The 16,375-nt window shown below is 66.1% G+C and carries 13 protein-coding genes; 2 read left to right on the top strand and 11 right to left on the bottom strand.

The features are described 5' to 3' along the window. Positions 1-12: 12 nt before the first annotated feature. The 6 genes from B5F89_RS00365 to B5F89_RS00340 form a co-directional block, all read right to left on the bottom strand. Positions 13-696: a copper homeostasis protein CutC gene (locus B5F89_RS00365; RefSeq protein ID WP_087429831.1), complete on the bottom strand. Its 684-nt coding sequence runs from the start codon at positions 694-696 to the stop codon at positions 13-15. A 122-nt stretch (positions 697-818) separates the two neighbouring features. Further along, positions 819-1,520, bottom strand: coding sequence for an ABC transporter ATP-binding protein (locus B5F89_RS00360; RefSeq protein ID WP_087429830.1), 702 nt, complete (start codon positions 1,518-1,520; stop codon positions 819-821). Further along, entirely contained in the window at positions 1,521-2,396 is an 876-nt protein-coding gene (locus B5F89_RS00355) for an ABC transporter ATP-binding protein (protein WP_087429829.1), read from the bottom strand. After that, the gene (locus B5F89_RS00350; RefSeq protein ID WP_087429828.1) at positions 2,389-3,492 is read right to left on the bottom strand and encodes a branched-chain amino acid ABC transporter permease; all 1,104 of its coding nucleotides are present in this window, start codon (positions 3,490-3,492) and stop codon (positions 2,389-2,391) included. Before B5F89_RS00350 ends, B5F89_RS00355 begins: the two co-directional genes overlap by 8 nt. 9 nt (positions 3,493-3,501) lie before the next feature. After that, a complete protein-coding gene (locus B5F89_RS00345) occupies positions 3,502-4,398 on the bottom strand; it encodes a branched-chain amino acid ABC transporter permease (protein ID WP_343206313.1) in 897 nt (298 codons plus the stop codon). 74 nt (positions 4,399-4,472) lie between these two features. Continuing rightward, a complete protein-coding gene (locus B5F89_RS00340; RefSeq protein WP_087429826.1) occupies positions 4,473-5,735 on the bottom strand; it encodes an ABC transporter substrate-binding protein in 1,263 nt (420 codons plus the stop codon). A 378-nt stretch (positions 5,736-6,113) separates the two neighbouring features. Here B5F89_RS00340 and B5F89_RS00335 point away from each other — a divergent pair, with 378 nt between their 5' ends. Next, a complete protein-coding gene (locus B5F89_RS00335; protein WP_087429825.1) occupies positions 6,114-7,463 on the top strand; it encodes a homoserine dehydrogenase in 1,350 nt (449 codons plus the stop codon). Positions 7,464-7,637: 174 nt separating this feature from the next. Here B5F89_RS00335 and B5F89_RS00330 read toward each other — a convergent pair whose 3' ends face one another. Genes B5F89_RS00330 through dltA form a run of 5 tightly spaced genes read right to left on the bottom strand, consistent with a single transcriptional unit; the run spans position 7,638 to position 12,125 of the window. Then, positions 7,638-8,909, bottom strand: coding sequence for a D-alanyl-lipoteichoic acid biosynthesis protein DltD (locus B5F89_RS00330; RefSeq protein WP_087429824.1), 1,272 nt, complete (start codon positions 8,907-8,909; stop codon positions 7,638-7,640). A gap of 16 nt (positions 8,910-8,925) precedes the next feature. Beyond that, positions 8,926-9,081 carry a hypothetical protein gene (locus B5F89_RS10010; RefSeq protein ID WP_158098373.1) on the bottom strand — a complete coding sequence of 52 codons (156 nt, stop codon included), beginning with the start codon at positions 9,079-9,081 and terminating at the stop codon, positions 8,926-8,928. Next, positions 9,078-9,359: a D-alanine--poly(phosphoribitol) ligase subunit DltC gene (gene dltC / locus B5F89_RS00325; RefSeq protein WP_087429823.1), complete on the bottom strand. Its 282-nt coding sequence runs from the start codon at positions 9,357-9,359 to the stop codon at positions 9,078-9,080. Before dltC ends, B5F89_RS10010 begins: the two co-directional genes overlap by 4 nt. Beyond that, on the bottom strand, positions 9,352-10,554 hold the full coding sequence (gene dltB, locus B5F89_RS00320) for a D-alanyl-lipoteichoic acid biosynthesis protein DltB (protein WP_087429822.1): 1,203 nt from the start codon (positions 10,552-10,554) through the stop codon (positions 9,352-9,354). The genes dltC and dltB overlap by 8 nt, the downstream gene beginning before the upstream one ends. Before the next feature lie 11 nt (positions 10,555-10,565). Continuing rightward, positions 10,566-12,125 (bottom strand): D-alanine--poly(phosphoribitol) ligase subunit DltA, encoded by a 1,560-nt coding sequence (gene dltA / locus B5F89_RS00315; RefSeq protein ID WP_087430102.1) that lies wholly within the window; start codon positions 12,123-12,125, stop codon positions 10,566-10,568. A 411-nt stretch (positions 12,126-12,536) separates the two neighbouring features. Between dltA and B5F89_RS00310 the strand changes: the two genes are divergently transcribed. Beyond that, positions 12,537-16,373, top strand: coding sequence for a phosphoribosylformylglycinamidine synthase (locus tag B5F89_RS00310; protein ID WP_087429821.1), 3,837 nt, complete (start codon positions 12,537-12,539; stop codon positions 16,371-16,373). Positions 16,374-16,375: the final 2 nt, after the last annotated feature.

Here is a 16,375-nt window from a genome sequence, read left to right as displayed (position 1 = left end):
ACGGCGCCTCCCCTATGCGAGCTTTACAATCTTGGTGCCGTGGCACTCAGAGACACCCAGGCGCTCGGCGATTGCCTCCACGTTCTCCCACGTGATGCCGGCGCCCGGCAGAATCGTGAGACGGCCCGCCGCGCGCTCGATATAAGCAGCCAGACGGTCGAGGTTGCCCTCGATGGGCGTTCCGGCAACACCGCCGTGCGTCAGGATGCGCGTGAAGCCGAGCCCAGCGATGGTGTCGATCGCGCCGAGCTGGCGCTCCTCGGGCAGGGCATCAAAGGCCATGTGGAACGTCATATCAACGGCCTCCCCGCGCTCAGAGGCGGCCTCGCGGGCGATGGCCGAGATGCGCTCGAGCGCCGCCACGTCGAGCTCGAGCTCGCCCAAGGCATCCCGCGTAAGGCAGCCGAGCACGATGCCGTCCACCCCAAGGGCAAGCGCGATGCGCGCATCGGTCTCCATCATCTGGAGCTCGCGCTCGTCATACACAAAGTCGCCGCCGCGCGGGCGCACCATGGCCATCACACGGGCGCCGTGGGCGTGCGCGTAGTCGACCGTCGCCTCGATGACCCCCATCGAGGGCGAGGTGCCGCCAACGGCGAGGTTGTCGCAGAGCTCGATGCGGCGCGCTCCCGCCTCGATGGCAGCCGGCACGCCGGTGAAGTTCTCGGCACAAAACTCGCGCAGAAGGTCAGACATGGGGAGGTCCTTTCCTTTGAAGAACACGTTAGCGCCCCTCATTGTGGCACAAACAGACGCCGCCGCCCTGCCCCAACGGCAAAGGCGGCGGCCCAAAATCCGCTATGGTTGGCGACGCGGCGCTACCCGCCGAGGTAGGCCTTGCGGACGTCGTCGTTGTGCAGAAGCTCGTCGCCCGTGCCAGAAAGGGTCACCTTGCCCGTCTCGAGCACGTAGGCGCGCGTGGCAACCGAAAGCGCCATCTGGGCGTTCTGCTCGACCAGAAGGATCGTGGTGCCCGCCTCGTGCAGGGACTTGATGATCTCAAAGATCTGCTCCACAAGAATGGGGGCGAGACCCATCGAGGGCTCGTCGAGCATGAGGAGCTTGGGGTTTGCCATAAGGCCGCGGCCCATGGCGAGCATCTGCTGCTCGCCGCCCGAGAGCGTGCCCGCAATCTGGCGACGGCGCTCCTTCAGGCGCGGGAACTGGGCGTAGACGCGCTCGAGGTTGGCGGCGATGGTGTCGCGCGGCTGCGAGTAGGCACCCATGTCGAGGTTCTCCTCGACGGTCATCTGCTGGAAGATGCGACGGCCCTCCGGCACATGCACAAGGCCGTGCTCGACGATGCGCTCGGCCGGCATGTGCATGAGGTCCTCGCCCATGAACGTGATCGAGCCCGTGCGCGAGCGCAGAAGGCCCGAGAGGGTCTTGAGCGTGGTGGACTTGCCGGCGCCGTTCGCGCCGATAAGGGCCACAATCTCGCCGTCGTTCACGTCAAAGGAGATGCCCTTGATGGCGTGGATCGCGCCGTACCAGACGTTGATGTTGTAGACACTAAGCACCTAGGCCACCTCCTTGTTCTGCTTGCCGAGGTACGCCTCGATGACGGCGTCGTTTTGCTGGATCTCCTCGGGCGTACCCTTGGCGATGATCTTGCCAAAGTTGAGCACGCAGATGCCCTCGCAAATGTTCATGACGAGGTTCATGTCGTGCTCGATGAGCATGATCGCGATCTGGAACTGGTCGCGGATCTTGACGATGTTCTCCATGAGCTCGGCCGTCTCGGAGGGATTCATACCCGCCGCCGGCTCGTCGAGGAGCAAGAGCTTGGGGTTCGTGGCAAGCGCGCGCACGATCTCCAGGCGGCGCTGGGCGCCGTAGGGCAGGCTTCCCGCCTCGTGGTCGGCAAGGCCCGTCATATCAAAGATGTCGAGCAGCTCGAGGGCGCGGTCGTGATAGTACTTCTCGCTCTTCCAGTGGTGGGGCAGGCGCAAGATGGAGGTTGCCATGCCGCAATGGTGCTGGTTATGCAGGCCAACCGCAACGTTCTCCTCCACGGTGAGCGTGTTGAAGAGGCGAATGTTCTGGAAGGTACGCGCCACTCCCAGGCGGTTCACGCGCGCCGGGTCGAGGCCGGCGGTGTCCTGACCGTCGACGATGATGGTGCCGCGCGTGGGCTGGTAGACCTTGGTGAGCAGGTTGAAGACCGTGGTCTTACCCGCGCCGTTGGGGCCAATGAGACCGCAAATCTCGGTCCGGCCGACGGTGATGTTGAAGTCATCGACCGCCTTGAGGCCGCCAAAGTCGATGCCCAGGTGCAGGCACTCGAGCGCCGGCGCCTTGCCGAGGTCGCGCTCGGGCATGATCGAGACGCTCGGCACCGGCACCATCTTGGTGTTCTCACGGCGCTGCTTGGCAAAATCGGTGAGCCTACTCATGCGCCTCGCCCCCTTCCTCGGCAACAGCCTCGGCAACGGGCGCGTCGTCAAAGTCACCCTTGCGGAAACGACGGCGCAGCGCGTCGGCGATACGCTGGTAGATCTTGGTATGCGGCACGACCATCACGAGGATGAGGACGATCGCGTAGAGCAGCATGCGGTAGTTGTTGATGGGGCGCAGCACCTCGGGCAGCACCGTCAGGAAGGCGGCCGAGATGATCGAGCCGGAGATGTTACCCATACCGCCAAGCACCACGTACACGAGGATCAGAATCGACTGGTTGAAGTCGAACTGCGACGGCACGATGGTGGAGTAGTTCATGGCGTAGAGCACACCCGCCGCGCCGGCAAGCGCGGAGGCCACGGTAAAGGCCATGAGGCGGTACTTGGTGGTGTTGATGCCGATACTCTCCGCGGCGATGCGGTTGTCGCGCACGGCCATGATCGCGCGGCCGTCGCGGCTGTGCATGAGGTTCAGCACCACGGCCACGGTCACGAGCACGAGCACGATGCCGATGAAGAAGGTCGAAACCTTCTCGATGCCCACCGCGCCCTTGGGGCCGTTGATGAGGATGGTGCCCTTGCTCATGCCGAGGGAGGCGGAGTCGGTGAGCGAGAAGTGCAGGCCCGCGTCGTCCACGCCCACGTAGAAGATGTTGAGCAGGTTCTTGATGATCTCACCAAAGGCGAGCGTCACGATGGCGAGGTAGTCGCCACGCAGGCGCATGACGGGGATGCCCACCAAAAAGCCGATGACACCGGCGGCGATAGCGCCCACCACGGCGGCGCCCACAAAGAGCAGGATCCCGTTCTCCACGCCGGCGCGTGCCATGCAGCCGGCCACGACGACGCCCGTGAAGGCGCCGACGCTCATGAAGCCGGCGTGTCCGAGCGACAGCTCGCCCGAGACGCCAACGACGAGGTTCAGCGACACCGCGAGCGACACGTAGGCGCAGATGGGCACAAGCTGGCCCGAGAGCGAGTGCGAGATGAGCCCGAGGCCGTCCAAGATCGTCACGAGGACAAAGGCGCCCACAACGATCGCATAGGTGATGATGGTGGACCGCGTCTGCGGCTTTAACGTCTTGATTCCCATACCTCTCACCTACACCTTCTCGTTGACCGGCTTGCCGAGAAGGCCAGCGGGACGGATGAGCAGAATCACGATGAGCACCGCAAAGACCACCGCGTCAGCGATCTGCGTGGAGATGTAGGCGCGGGCGAAGATCTCGATGACGCCGAGCAGAATACCGCCGAGTGCCGCACCAGGGATGGAGCCGATGCCGCCGAGCACCGCCGCCGTGAAGGCCTTGATGCCGGGCATGGAACCGGTGGTGGGCATGAGCGTGGGGTACGCGAGGCACATGAGCACGCCGGCGATGGCGGCAAGGCCCGAGCCGATGGCAAAGACCATCGAGATGGTGGAGTTCACGTTGATACCCATGAGCTGGGCGGCGTCGCGGTCCTCGGAGCAGGCGCGCATGGCCTTGCCCATCTTGGTCTTACCCGTGAACATCGTGAGCGCGACCATGATCGCCACGCAGGCGAGGATGGTAAGCACCGCCGTCGCCGAGATGGTGAGCGCACCGTCAAAGAGGTTGAGCGCGGGCAGGCTGATGATCGACGAGAAGCTCTTGGGGTCGGAGCCCATGATGAGCAGTGCGGCGTTCTGCAAAAAATAGCTCACGCCGATGGCGGTGATGAGCACGTTCAGGCTGGGCGCGTTGCGCAGCGGCTTGTAGGCGAGGCGCTCGACCACGATGCCGAGCACGGTGCAGCCCACAACCGAGAGCGCCACGCCGGCGATGGCGGGCAGCCCCAGGTAGCTCACGGCGCAGAAGCAGATGTAGGCGCCGACCATGATGACGTCGCCGTGGGCGAAGTTGAGCATCTTGGCGATGCCGTACACCATGGTGTACCCGAGCGCGATGATGGCGTAGACGCTGCCCAAACTCATACCGTTGATGAGGTTGGTGAGAACTTCCACGTCCCCTCCTTCCATGTGAAAAGCGGAGACCACCGTGCGCGCGGTGATCTCCGCCCGAATCTAGGCGTCAGAGCCGGTCGGACGCGACATTACGCGTCGAGCGGCATGTAGACGCCGCCCTGGATGACCATGCCCATGGGCTGCTTGGAGATCTCACCGGTATCGGCCCACGTGGCCTCCTCGCCGGCGGTGGTAAGGCCGGTGAAGGCAAAGTCGGACGAGGTGAAGGTCTCGACGAGCGCGTCGCAGATCTCGGTGAAGTCGGCGTCGGCGGAGACACCGGCGGTCTCGATGGCCTGCTTGAGCGCGTAGACGCAGTCGTAGGCGTCAGCGGCGAACTGGTTGGGGGTCTCGCCGAACTTCTCGCTGTAGGTGCCGACGAAAGCCTTGGTGGCCTCGTCCTCGGCGGTGGCGACAAACGGCGTCAGGAGCATGCAGCCCTCGGCAAGCGAGGTGTCGAAGCCCTCGACGGTGAGCAGGCCGTCCATGCCGTCGACACCGAACCACTTGGGCGCGTAGCCCATCTGGTTGGCCTGCGTGAGCAGAAGCGAGATCGGGGTGTAGTAGATGGGCAGGAACACGAGGTCGGCGCCGGCGTTCTTGGCGTCGTTCAGCTGGACGGAGAAGTCGGTCTGGTTGTCCTCGGTAAACGAGGTCTCGGACACGATCTCGAGGCCAAGGTCGGCGGCCTCAGCCTTGAAGCTGTTGTAGATGCCCGTGGAGTAGGTGTCGGAGATGTTGTAGATGATGGCGATCTTGGTGCCGAGCTGCTGCTCGGAGATGTACTGCGCGGAAGCCGCACCCTGGTTGGGGTCGGTGAAGCACATCTGGAAGACGTTCTCCTTGCGCGGGATGGAGATGTTGCCATCAGCATCCTCGAAGCCGCCGATGACGTCGGTCGAGGAGCCGGACGGGGTCAGCTGGAAGAGGTTGTCGGTGTTGGTCTCGGCGGAAACGGCCACGCACGGGGTGGTGGTGACGGTACCGACGAGGATCTGCATGCCCCAGTCCTTGAGGTTGTTGTAGGCGTTGACGGAGCGCTCGGCGTCGTTCTCGTCGTCCTGGAAGTTCAGCTCGAACTGAACGTCGCCGCCCTCGGCGTTGATCTCGTCGACGGCGATCTGGGCACCGTTCTTGACGGCGTTGCCGTAGATGGCGGCGCCACCGGTGGTGGGTCCGATGCCGCCGATCTTAAAGGCGCCGGCAGCAGCCGTGGTGCCGGCGGTGGAGCCTGCGGAGGCGGTGTCACCGTCGCCCGAGCAACCGGCGAGGATGCCGGCAGCGCTAAGTGCGGTAGCACCGGCGATGAGGGTACGACGGCTCATCTGGGGGTTGAGATTCATGTTGGTCATGCGACGCTCCTTCCCTTATCGCGCCTGCCATAGCGCGTGCGTGCTGACGGTTGATGATGCGTGCGCCATCGCCTGAGCAATAGCGGTGACGTTAACCTTACTCGTTTTTTGGAGAGTTGGTAAGGTCGAACACGCCGAGCAGGCCGCCTCGCGGCGCCCGCCCGCGCGGCGCACACCAGTATGGTAAAGTCTACCTGCGCTTTAAAGACAACCCGCAGCGTAGAAGCCATGTTACATCTTGGTTTCAGGCGTGGGCCGGTGCGCGGTCGCGCTACCGGTCCCCTAGGGTTGGCAAGACAAATAGCAAAGGCCCCGCGACGCCGCGCCGGCGCGCGAAGCCCGAGCACATCCGGCACTCGACCGCAAAGGAGACAGATCATGACCGCCGCTACCAGCACGACCGCCCGCACCGTGGGCGTGGGCATCATCGGCCTCGGCACCGTGGGCGGCGGCACCGCGCGCACGATCCTGCGCCACCGCGAGGAGTACCTGCGCGCCTACGGCATCGACCTGCGCATCGCCCGCGTCTGCGACATGCGCCCCGAACGCGAGGCCGAGCTGGGGCTCGCACCCGGCACCCTCACCAGCGACTGGCGCGAGCTCGTGGCGGACCCCGCCGTGGACATCGTGGTCGAGCTCATCGGCGGCGAGCACCCCGCGACCGAGATCTTCGAGGCCGCCTTTGCCGCCGGCAAGCACGTGGTCACCGCCAACAAGGCACTTCTGGGCCGCCACGTGGAGCGGCTCGCGCGCCTCGCGGCCGAGCACGGCGTCCAGCTCAAGTGCGAGGCGGCGGCTGCGGGCGGCATTCCCATCGTGAACGCGCTGGAGCACGCCCTCACCGGCAACGAGATCCTCACGGTCGCCGGCATCCTGAACGGCACCACCAACTACATGCTCAGCCGCATGGAGACCGAGGGGCTCGATTACGACGAGGTCCTGGCCGACGCGCAGCGCCTGGGCTACGCCGAGGCGGACCCCTCGGCAGACGTCGACGGCTTCGACGCCGCAAGCAAGGTGGCCATCCTCTCGTCCATCGCCTTCCACACGCGCGTTACCACCGACGACGTCTACATGCAGGGCATCCGCAACGTATCGGCCGCCGACATCGCGCAGGCGCGCGAGCTCGGTTACCGCGTGAAGCTCCTCGGCGTCGCCCGCAACACCGAGAAGGGCGTCGACGTGCGCGTACACCCCACGATGATCCCCGCCGACCATATGCTCGCCGGCGTCTCGGGCGCCATGAACGCGGTGTTTGTGGTGGGCGACGCCGTGGGCGAGACCATGTTCTACGGGGCGGGCGCGGGCTCCTTCCCCACCGCGAGCGCCGTGGTGGGCGACGTGCTCGAGCTCGCCGACGCCATCGCGCGCGGCGAGGGCCCCATGCCCGAGACCGAACCCTATGACCGCGTGCTGCGCCTGCGCTCCATCGAGGAGCTCGAGACCCGCTACTACATCCGCCTTATGGTCGAGGACCGCGTGGGCACGCTCGCGCCCGTGGTCGCCGCCTTTGCCAAGGCCGGTATCTCCATCTCGACCATCCACCAGCTCAAAGACGGCAACGGCACCACCTGCTCGGTTGTGTTCCTCACGCACAAGGCGCTCGAGCGCGACGTGCATGCCGCCATCAAGATCTTCGACGGTATGGACGAGGTCGACCGCGTGGCAAGCGTTATTCGCATCGAGGATGTTGAGGCGTGGAGCGAGGGCGCGGAGAAGAACGACTAACAGTTGACGCACGGCGGAGGGCGCCCGAAAGGTTCCTCGCAAATGTCCTCGGCGCTGCGCGCCTCTGAATGTTTGCTCGGAATCCTTTCGGGCGCCCTCCTGCGTTAACGCCATCGTGCGGTCAATTCCCCATCCTCGCCAATGTGGCTGTGACGCGGCCGGGCGGGCGGGGTCTTACCGGGGATACGAGGTGACCGGCTCGCCAGCTTGGTAGAGGGTGTAGATCGCCTGCGAATAATAGGCGCCGCCGAGGTCTGAGGGGTGCGAGTAGTCGCGCAGAAAGTACGGGTCGTACTCGTGGGATGAGAAGTCCGCCACGGCAACGCCCGCCTGGGCGCACGCGCCCCGGATTATGTCGTAGTAGCGTGCGCGCACCCCGCGGTTGTAGATGGTCTGATCGTAGAGTGCGCCCTTGACCGGTTGGATGACCACGAGCGGCTCCACGCCCGCCTCTTGGCAGACCTGAAGAAGCGTCTCGAAGTCCTCAAACTCCTGCTCACTGAAGTACGCATCGCCCGCGACCTTCCAGCTACGTTGCGCACCGGCGAGCCAGGATGCACAGCTCTTGGTGTACCAGTCGCTGTTAAGGCCGAGGTCGTTGCCGGCAGCCGCCTCGCGGGCGCGGGCGTTTGCCGCAGCGAAGATCGCCTGCCAATCTGGTGACGCGGCAGCAGACACCGCAGTAGTCTGGGCGCCGTCGCGCGTTCCGGCATCAGCGGGCGTTGACGCAGGGCTATCAGGCGCGTCGGGCGTCGCGGAGCTCGCCTCAGGGGCCTCCCCCGCGCCTTCGAGCGCAAGGTCAAGCCCGAGCCGCACATCTCCCATCGCCCCCGCCGCCGCACGGTCGAGCGTCTCCACCGCATCGGCAAGTGGAGTCGCCGCGGAGCGCCGGTCGACACCGTAGTCGGCCATGCGCGCGAGGACGCGCTCCTTGAGCGCGCTGGAGATACGGTCGTTTCCCATGAAGGCGTCGAACGCACCCTCGGAAAACGCCGCGGGGAACTCCGCCTTGGGTCGGCGGTAGCACATGAACCACTGCATACTTGGGAAGATCACGATCTTGCGCGGGCCTTCGTCGGGCATCTTGGTAGAAAGCGCACCCACCTCGATCGCCTGCCAAAGGTCTGCGCAAAAGGCACGGCCGACCGTCATGACGTCCATCCCGTAGGCGCCGCCGGTGAGTAGCGCCGCGGGGTGGCTGGGACCGGCGGGTGCCGGGTTGAGCTCCGAGGAGCCAAAGACCGGCAGGGGCTCGGTGCCCGCGGCGCGGCGCTCCTCGTACGAGTCCGCCATGAACGCAAAGCTCGACACCTCGCCCGACGTGGGATAGGCCACGCGCGCTCCAGCCGCCGCGTCGAGGGCAGAGCCGCTCGCCGCCACCGCCGCACCCATCGCCCCCACGGCGACAAGGCAGGCGAGGCCAACCGCAACCAATCGTTTGACCATCGGCTACTCCCCTCCCCTAGAACTCCGCGTACACCGGCGCGGCGGGCGCGCCGTAGGGCGAGAGTGCAAAGAACCACGCGAGCACAGCGGCAAGCGCGAGCACGGCAAGCGCCCAAGCGACGGCAGCAGATGTGGTGTTGGAGAAGAACCAATTCCGGACCCGAGCGCTCACAGCCGCACCGCAATCTGGTAGATGATCTTGTTTGGCGTGTTCATCTCGCTGCGTTCCACCGCCGTGGGCGCAATGTCCACGCCAAAGCGCTCCTCGATCCCCACCAACAGCTCGATGGCGGCAAGCGAGTCCAAAAGGCCCGCCTCGAACAGGTCGAGGTCGCGCTCGTCGCGCACCGCGTCGTCATCGCACACCTCGCCGATGAGGTCGAGCACCTCGTCCGCAATCTTCTCTTTGCGCGCAGCAAGGGCACGCCTGTCGTTATCGTTCTCAACCATGGATAATCCCTCCTACTATCTGGGTGAGCTGTCCGGAGAACAGCGAGAAACCGAATATCACGAGCTGAAGAGTGACCGCCCACGAGAGCAGCCGGTACCAGCGCTCGCGCCGATGGCGTTTGTAAAATGCCGAGCGCTTTTGGTAGACCTCGGTCGCCGCCAGAAGCACACCGTGGTACAGGCCGTAGGCGAGGAAATCGACCGTAAGGCCGTGCCAAGCGCCCATAAGCACCATGTTCACGAGGTAGCCCGCGCACGCCGTGGTAAGGCGGCTCGAAAACCAACGGCGCCGCATCGCAGCGCGGGTGAAGCGCATAAAGACAAAGTCGCGCAGCCACGTGGAGAGCGTGATGTGCCAGCGGTTCCAGAAGTCCTTAAGATCGCATGCCCGCCACGGCGCGCGGAAGTTGGTGGGACACCGGATGCCAAAGAGGTAGCTCGCGCCCATCGCCATGTAGGAATAGCCGGCAAAGTCCCAGAAGAGGTAGATGCCATAGGCATAGGCGCGCACGACCTCGCGTGCCGCGCCCGACACCGGCAGCGCCGTGAGCGATGGCGTGCCCGTGGGCACCGACGCCGGGTCGAAAAAGCCCTTGGCCATGGTCGCGAGCACAAGCTCGAGCACGGCCCCGGCGAGCAGCAGCAGGATGCCGCGGGTGAGAAGGTCCGCATAGGCGCGGCGACCGGGCGTGCCGTTTGCATCGGCGAGGAACCGACGCGAGCGATCGATGGGACCCGAGGTAATCTGCGCGAAGAACGTAAGGAAGTAGAGGTAGTCGCCAAGCGTGAGTTCGGTGATGAGGCCGTCGCGAATCTCAATCAACACCTGCACCGCGCGAAAGGTCACATACGAGATACCGATGAAGCCCGCTACGCCCGCGCCCGCGGCAGCCGTGAGCTTGTAGAGGACGAGGGGCGCGAGCACAGAGGCGAGCGACACGCGAAAGACCGCCAAGCTGCAGCGGCCCGAGCGCCAGCTCGCAAGCGTCGCGAAGGTGCCCGCAACTGCCACCACAACAAAGACCGCGAAGCATGCAAGCTGCATGGGCGATGCCGAGAAGAGCAACGCGAGCATGATGAGCGAGGCAGCCTCGCCGTAGCGCTTGATGGAGCGGCCGGTAAGACCGAGCACCACCGCAGGCAGCGCGAGGGCAGTAAGCGCCAAGAAAAACGATGGCGAGCTATAGAACTGCATGGCTCCCTCCGCTACGCCCGGTCGTCCGCCGGTGCGAGCACTCGCCTGCCAGCGGCAACAGCGGCAAGCAGCCGGCGGTCGACCTTGCCGTTGGGCGTCTGCGGCAATGCGTCTATAAAACGGATGGTACGGGGCACCATGTAGTGCGGCAGCACCTGCTTGAGCTCCTCTTTAAGCGCGAGACCCGCGCGGAAATCCCCCGCGGGTCGGGGTGCGTCAGACACCACGAAGGCGGCAAGGTGGTGCACGCGGCCGTCGCGCTCGACGGCAACCACCGCCGCGGCGCGCACGTGGGCGATGCGGCGCAGCTGCGCCTCGATCTCGCCGAGCTCGATACGGTAGCCACTCATCTTCACCTGCGCATCAAGCCTGCCGCGGTAGTGGAGCATACCTGCGGCATCGAGCATGCCCTCGTCTCCCGTGCGGTACGTCCGCACCCGCTCACCATCGAGCACAGCCTCGCCAAAGGCCGCCACCGTAAGGTCGGGACGGCCGAAGTAACCCGCCGCCACCGTGTCGCCCTCGATGACGACCTCGCCCCAGGTGCCGCTCGGGGCCTTCTCGCCCGCCGCGTCGACGATGCGCAGGCGCGTGCCCGGGCGCGGCGAGCCCACGGGAAGCGGCTCCTCGCAGGCGAGCATCTCGTCTGTTACCTCGACCGCCGTCACCGCGACCGTGGACTCCGTCGGCCCGTAGGTGTTCAAGATGCGCGCCTCCGGAAAGCGGTGCGCAAGCTCACGCGCGCAGGCAAGCGGGAGCGTCTCCCCACAGAACAGGAAGGTTTCAAGCGAGCTCAGAAGGCATGCGTCAAAAGCAGGGTCGGCAAGGCAGAGCTCGGCAAACGACGGCGTGGAGACCCACACATTGATGCCCGATGCGGCAAGCGCCTGCTCCTTTTTGGCGGCGCTCTCGAACGTTGTATGGGTGAGCGAGAAGAGCGTGCCGCCCTGAGCAAGCGCGCCCGCGAGCTCAAAGACCGAGAGGTCAAACGAGAACGGAGCCTGGTCGAGGTAGACCCTGCCCGGGCGCGGGTCCCCCACAAGCGTGAGCGACCAGCGGCAGAAGTTGTCAAAGCACGCCGCCGTCACCGCAACGCCCTTGGGCTCGCCCGTAGAGCCGGAGGTGAAGAGGATGTAGCAGGGGTCCTCACCCGCGATGGCAAGGCGGGCATCGGGCTCCCCGCCCACACGCACGGCGCGCTCGATATCGCCACGGCAGATACGATGCGGGGCGAGCACCCCGGCAGGAAACGCATCCTCGGCGTCGAGCACCACCGGGTCGCCCAGCTGGCGCACGATAGAGGCGACGCGCCCTGCGGGAACCGAATGGCGGTCGACCGGCACGTAGGGGCGGCCCGCACGCATGCAGGCGATCATGCCCGCGACCATGAGGGGGTCCTTGTGGCCAAAGATAACAACCGGGCCCTCGGCATCCGCTAAAAGATGTGCCGCAATGGCGCCCGAGGCGTTCCAGAGCTCACCGTAGGTCATCGTTGCGCCGTCTGAGGTGCGCACGCAGAGCGCTCCGGGTGCCTCGGACACGTAACGCGCAACCACATCGAGAAAGAACATGGTTTTCCTCCACCCCGAACGAAAACGTTGCGAGGTGCCGCGGCGTACGCGCGACATCTCGCCTGCATCGCCGGTGAAGGTACGACCGAGCGCACCCACCGTCAACGCGCTCCGCCGCGGATTAAGCGGCACATAAGCGCAGCTTAAGCGCTCGATCAGATGTGTGACGAACATGCGCTCATCGCCTTACGGAACAGTCACGAACCCGACACGCGCCTGTCACGGCACGCGCCCGGCTGCCCGAAAGGATTCCGAGCAAACATTCCGCAGGCGCGCAGCGCCGAGGACGTTTGCGAGGAACCTTTCGGGCGGCCGGTTGCGTTTTCCGCGAAGGCCCCGCTCCGGAGTCGCGCTGCCCCGTGCGCTGGTATCATGGGGACGGTATGCAACGACACCCACGGAAGGGGCGCTATGGTCTCGCGCATCTATGTAGAGAAGAAACCGGGATTCGATGTGGAGGCGCACCAGCTTCTGGCTGAGCTGCGCACCGTCATCGCCGAGGGCCTGCCCGCTGAGGCGAGCCTGCGCATTGTGAACGTCTACGATGTCGAGGGCATCGACGAGGCGCTCTTTGAGCGCTGCGTCCCCGTGGTGTTCAGCGAGCCCCAGGTCGACACCGCCTGCCGCGAGCTCGCCATCGAGGGCGTGACGATCGGCGCCGCGGGCACGGGCGAGGGCATCTCGGTCACCGCGCCTGGGCTCACCGCGTTCGCGGTCGAGGCGCTCCCCGGCCAGTTTGACCAGCGCGCCGACTCCGCCGCCGAGTGCGTGCAGCTCATCTCCCAGGGCGAGCGCCCGACTGTGCGCTGCGCCAAGCTCTACGTGATCGCCGGCGACCTCGCGCCCAAGACGGTCGAGGCCATCAAGCACTACGTCATCAACCCGGTTGAGTCCCGCGAGTGCGACCTGGCGCTGCGCGACACGCTCACGACCGAGATCCCCGAGCCCGAGCCCGTCGAGGTGCTCGACGGCTTCCGCGCGATGGACGAGGCCGCCCGCGCCGCGTTCATCGCCGAGCGCGGCCTTGCCATGGACGACGCCGACCTGCGTTTCTGCCAGGAGTACTTTGCCTCCGAGGACCGCGACCCCACCATCACCGAGATCCGCGTGATCGACACCTACTGGTCCGACCACTGCCGCCACACCACCTTTGGCACGGTGCTCGACGACGTTACGATCGACGACGAGGTCGTGCAGGCCACCTTTGACCGCTACCTTGAGATGCGTACACGACTCGGCCGCGACGAGAAGCCCGTCTGCCTCATGGACATGGGCACACTCGGCGCCAAGTGGCTCAAGCACGAGGGCGTGCTCACCGGCCTTGACGAGTCCGAAGAGATCAACGCTTGCACCGTCAAGGTCAAAGTCGACGTCGACGGCACGGATGAGGACTGGCTCTTCCTCTTTAAGAACGAGACCCACAACCACCCGACCGAGATTGAGCCCTTCGGCGGCGCGGCGACCTGCATCGGCGGCGCCATCCGCGACCCGCTCTCCGGCCGCAGCTACGTCTACCAGGCCATGCGCGTCACCGGCGCCGCAGACCCAACGGTGCCCGTGTCCGAGACGCTTGCGGGCAAGCTCCCCCAGCGCAAGCTCGTGACCACCGCCGCCGCCGGCTACTCGAGCTACGGCAACCAGATCGGCCTCGCCACCGGTCAGGTCTCTGAGCTCTACCACCCGGGTTATGTGGCCAAGCGCATGGAGGTCGGCGCCGTGGTGGGTGCCACGCCGGCGTCCCACGTCCGCCGCGAGGAGCCCCAACCCGGCGACAAGATCATCCTGCTCGGCGGCCGCACCGGCCGTGACGGCATCGGCGGCGCCACCGGCTCATCCAAGGCGCACAACGTCGAGTCCATCGAGAAGGACGGCGCCGAGGTCCAGAAGGGCAACGCCCCCATGGAGCGCAAGCTCCAGCGCCTCTTCCGCCGCGAGGACGCGTGCCGCCTCATCAAGCGCTGCAACGACTTTGGCGCAGGCGGCGTGAGCGTAGCGGTGGGCGAGCTCGCCGACGGCCTTTACATCGACCTCGACCAAGTGACCAAGAAGTACGAGGGCTTGGACGGCACCGAGCTCGCCATCTCGGAGTCCCAGGAGCGCATGGCCGTGGCCGTGGCCGAGGACGACGTCGACGAGTTCATGGGCTACGCCGCGGAGGAGAACCTCGAGGCGACCGTCATCGCCGAGGTCACGCACGAGAAGCGCGTGCGCATGGCCTGGGACGGCGACGTGATCGTGGATCTGTCGCGCGAATTCCTCGCCAGCAACGGCGCGCCCAAGCACCAGGCCGTCCACGTGCCCGTCCAGGCTGTCGACGAGATTCCGGCGGCCCCGGGCGACGACGCGGAGACCTTTGCCGACGCGATGCGCACCCTCGTGAGCGACCTCAACGTGGCCTCCAACAAGGGCCTTGCCGAGCGCTTTGACTCCACCATCGGCGCTGCCACCGTGCTCATGCCCTTTGGCGGCACCACGCAGCTCACCCCCGCTCAGGCCATGGTGGCCAAGTTCCCCGTGATGGGCGAGACCACCACGGTCTCCGGTATGGCGTGGGGCTTCAACCCCTACATCATGAGCGCCGACCAGTACCGCGGCGCCTACCTCTCCGTGGTGGAGAGCGTCGCCAAGCTCGTCGCGACCGGCTTTGACCACAAGCGCGCCTACCTCTCCTTCCAGGAGTACTTCGAGCGCCTGCGCGACGTTCCCGAGCGCTGGGGCAAGCCCATGGCAGCGGTGCTTGGCGCCCTCATGGCGCAGGTCGACCTCGGTATCGGCGCCATCGGCGGCAAGGACTCCATGTCCGGTTCCTTCGAGGACCTCGACGTCCCGCCGACGCTCGTCTCCTTTGCCGTGGCAACCGGCTCGCTCGACCACGTCGTCTCCCCCGAGTTCAAGGGCGCCGGCCACCGCGTGGCGCTCATCTGCCCCACCTACGAGTGGGCAGGCGTCCTCCCCGAAGCAACGAGCCAGCTCAAGGCCTTTGAGCTTGTCGAACAGCTCGTGCGCGAGGGCAAGGTCCTCTCCGCCTCCACGCCGGGCTTTGGCGGCATCGCCGAGGCGGTCTTCAAGGCGTGCGTGGGCAACCGCATCGGCTTTGCCTACACGCCGGGCATCGAGGACGAGAACGGCATCGACCTCACCGACCACGCCTACGGCAGCTTCATCGTAGAGCTTGCTGACGGCGCCGAGCTGCCGGCCTACGGTGACGAGCTTGAGGTGTTTGAGCTCGGCGAGACCGACGAGGCCTACGAGCTCACCTACATCGGTCGCAAACACGAGGTCATCGACCTTGCCGAGCTGCAGGAGGCGTGGGAGAGCGGCATCGAGAGCGTCTTTGCCTACCGCACGCCCGCCGATGAGGCCGAGAAGCTCCCCGCGGTGGAGCCTGTCAGCTACCGCTGCGCCGAGACCGGCCGCATCAAGGCGATCCACACCGGCGAGACGTTCGCGCGCCCGCGCGTGATCATCCCCGTCTTCCCGGGCAACAACTGCGAGTACGACACCGCCCGCGCCTTCGAGCGCGCCGGTGCCGTGGCTGACACCTTTGTCATCAACAACCTCACGCCCGAGGCGGTTGCAGAGAGCACCCACGAGCTCGCACGCCGCATCCGCGAGAGCCAGATTGTTATGATCCCCGGCGGCTTCTCCGGCGGTGACGAGCCGGACGGCTCCGCCAAGTTCATCACGGCGTTCTTCCGCGCGCCCGAGGTCACCGAGGCGGTCCGCGACCTGCTCCAGGCACGCGACGGTCTCATGCTCGGTATCTGCAACGGCTTCCAGGCGCTCGTGAAGCTCGGCCTCGTGCCCTACGGCGACATCGTCGACGCCACCGCGGACGCCCCCACGCTCACCTTCAACACCATCGGCCGCCACCAGAGCCGCCTTGTGCGCACGCGCGTGGCGAGCGACCTCTCCCCCTGGCTCTCCAAGTGCGACGTGGACGACATCCACACCGTCGCCATCAGCCACGGCGAGGGCCGCTTCGTCGCCAACGACGAGGTGCTCTCGCAGCTCATCGCCGGAGGTCAGATTGCCACGCAGTACGTGGACGCCGCGGGCACGCCCAGCATGAACCTCGACGTGAACCCCAACGGCTCGGTCATGGCCATCGAGGGCATCACTTCGCCGGACGGTCGCGTCTTTGGCAAGATGGGCCACGTGGAACGCAGCGGCAACGGTCTTTACCAGAACGTGCCGGGCGACAAGTACATGCCCATCTTCGAGGGCGGCGTGAGCTACTTCGCGTAGAC

Origin of the sequence: Collinsella sp. An307, from assembly GCF_002161805.1 — a bacterium.
In the GTDB taxonomy this organism is placed as follows: domain Bacteria; phylum Actinomycetota; class Coriobacteriia; order Coriobacteriales; family Coriobacteriaceae; genus Coprousia.
The sequence above is the reverse complement of the archived record's forward strand: the minus strand, read 5'-3'. Positions and strand labels throughout refer to the sequence as shown.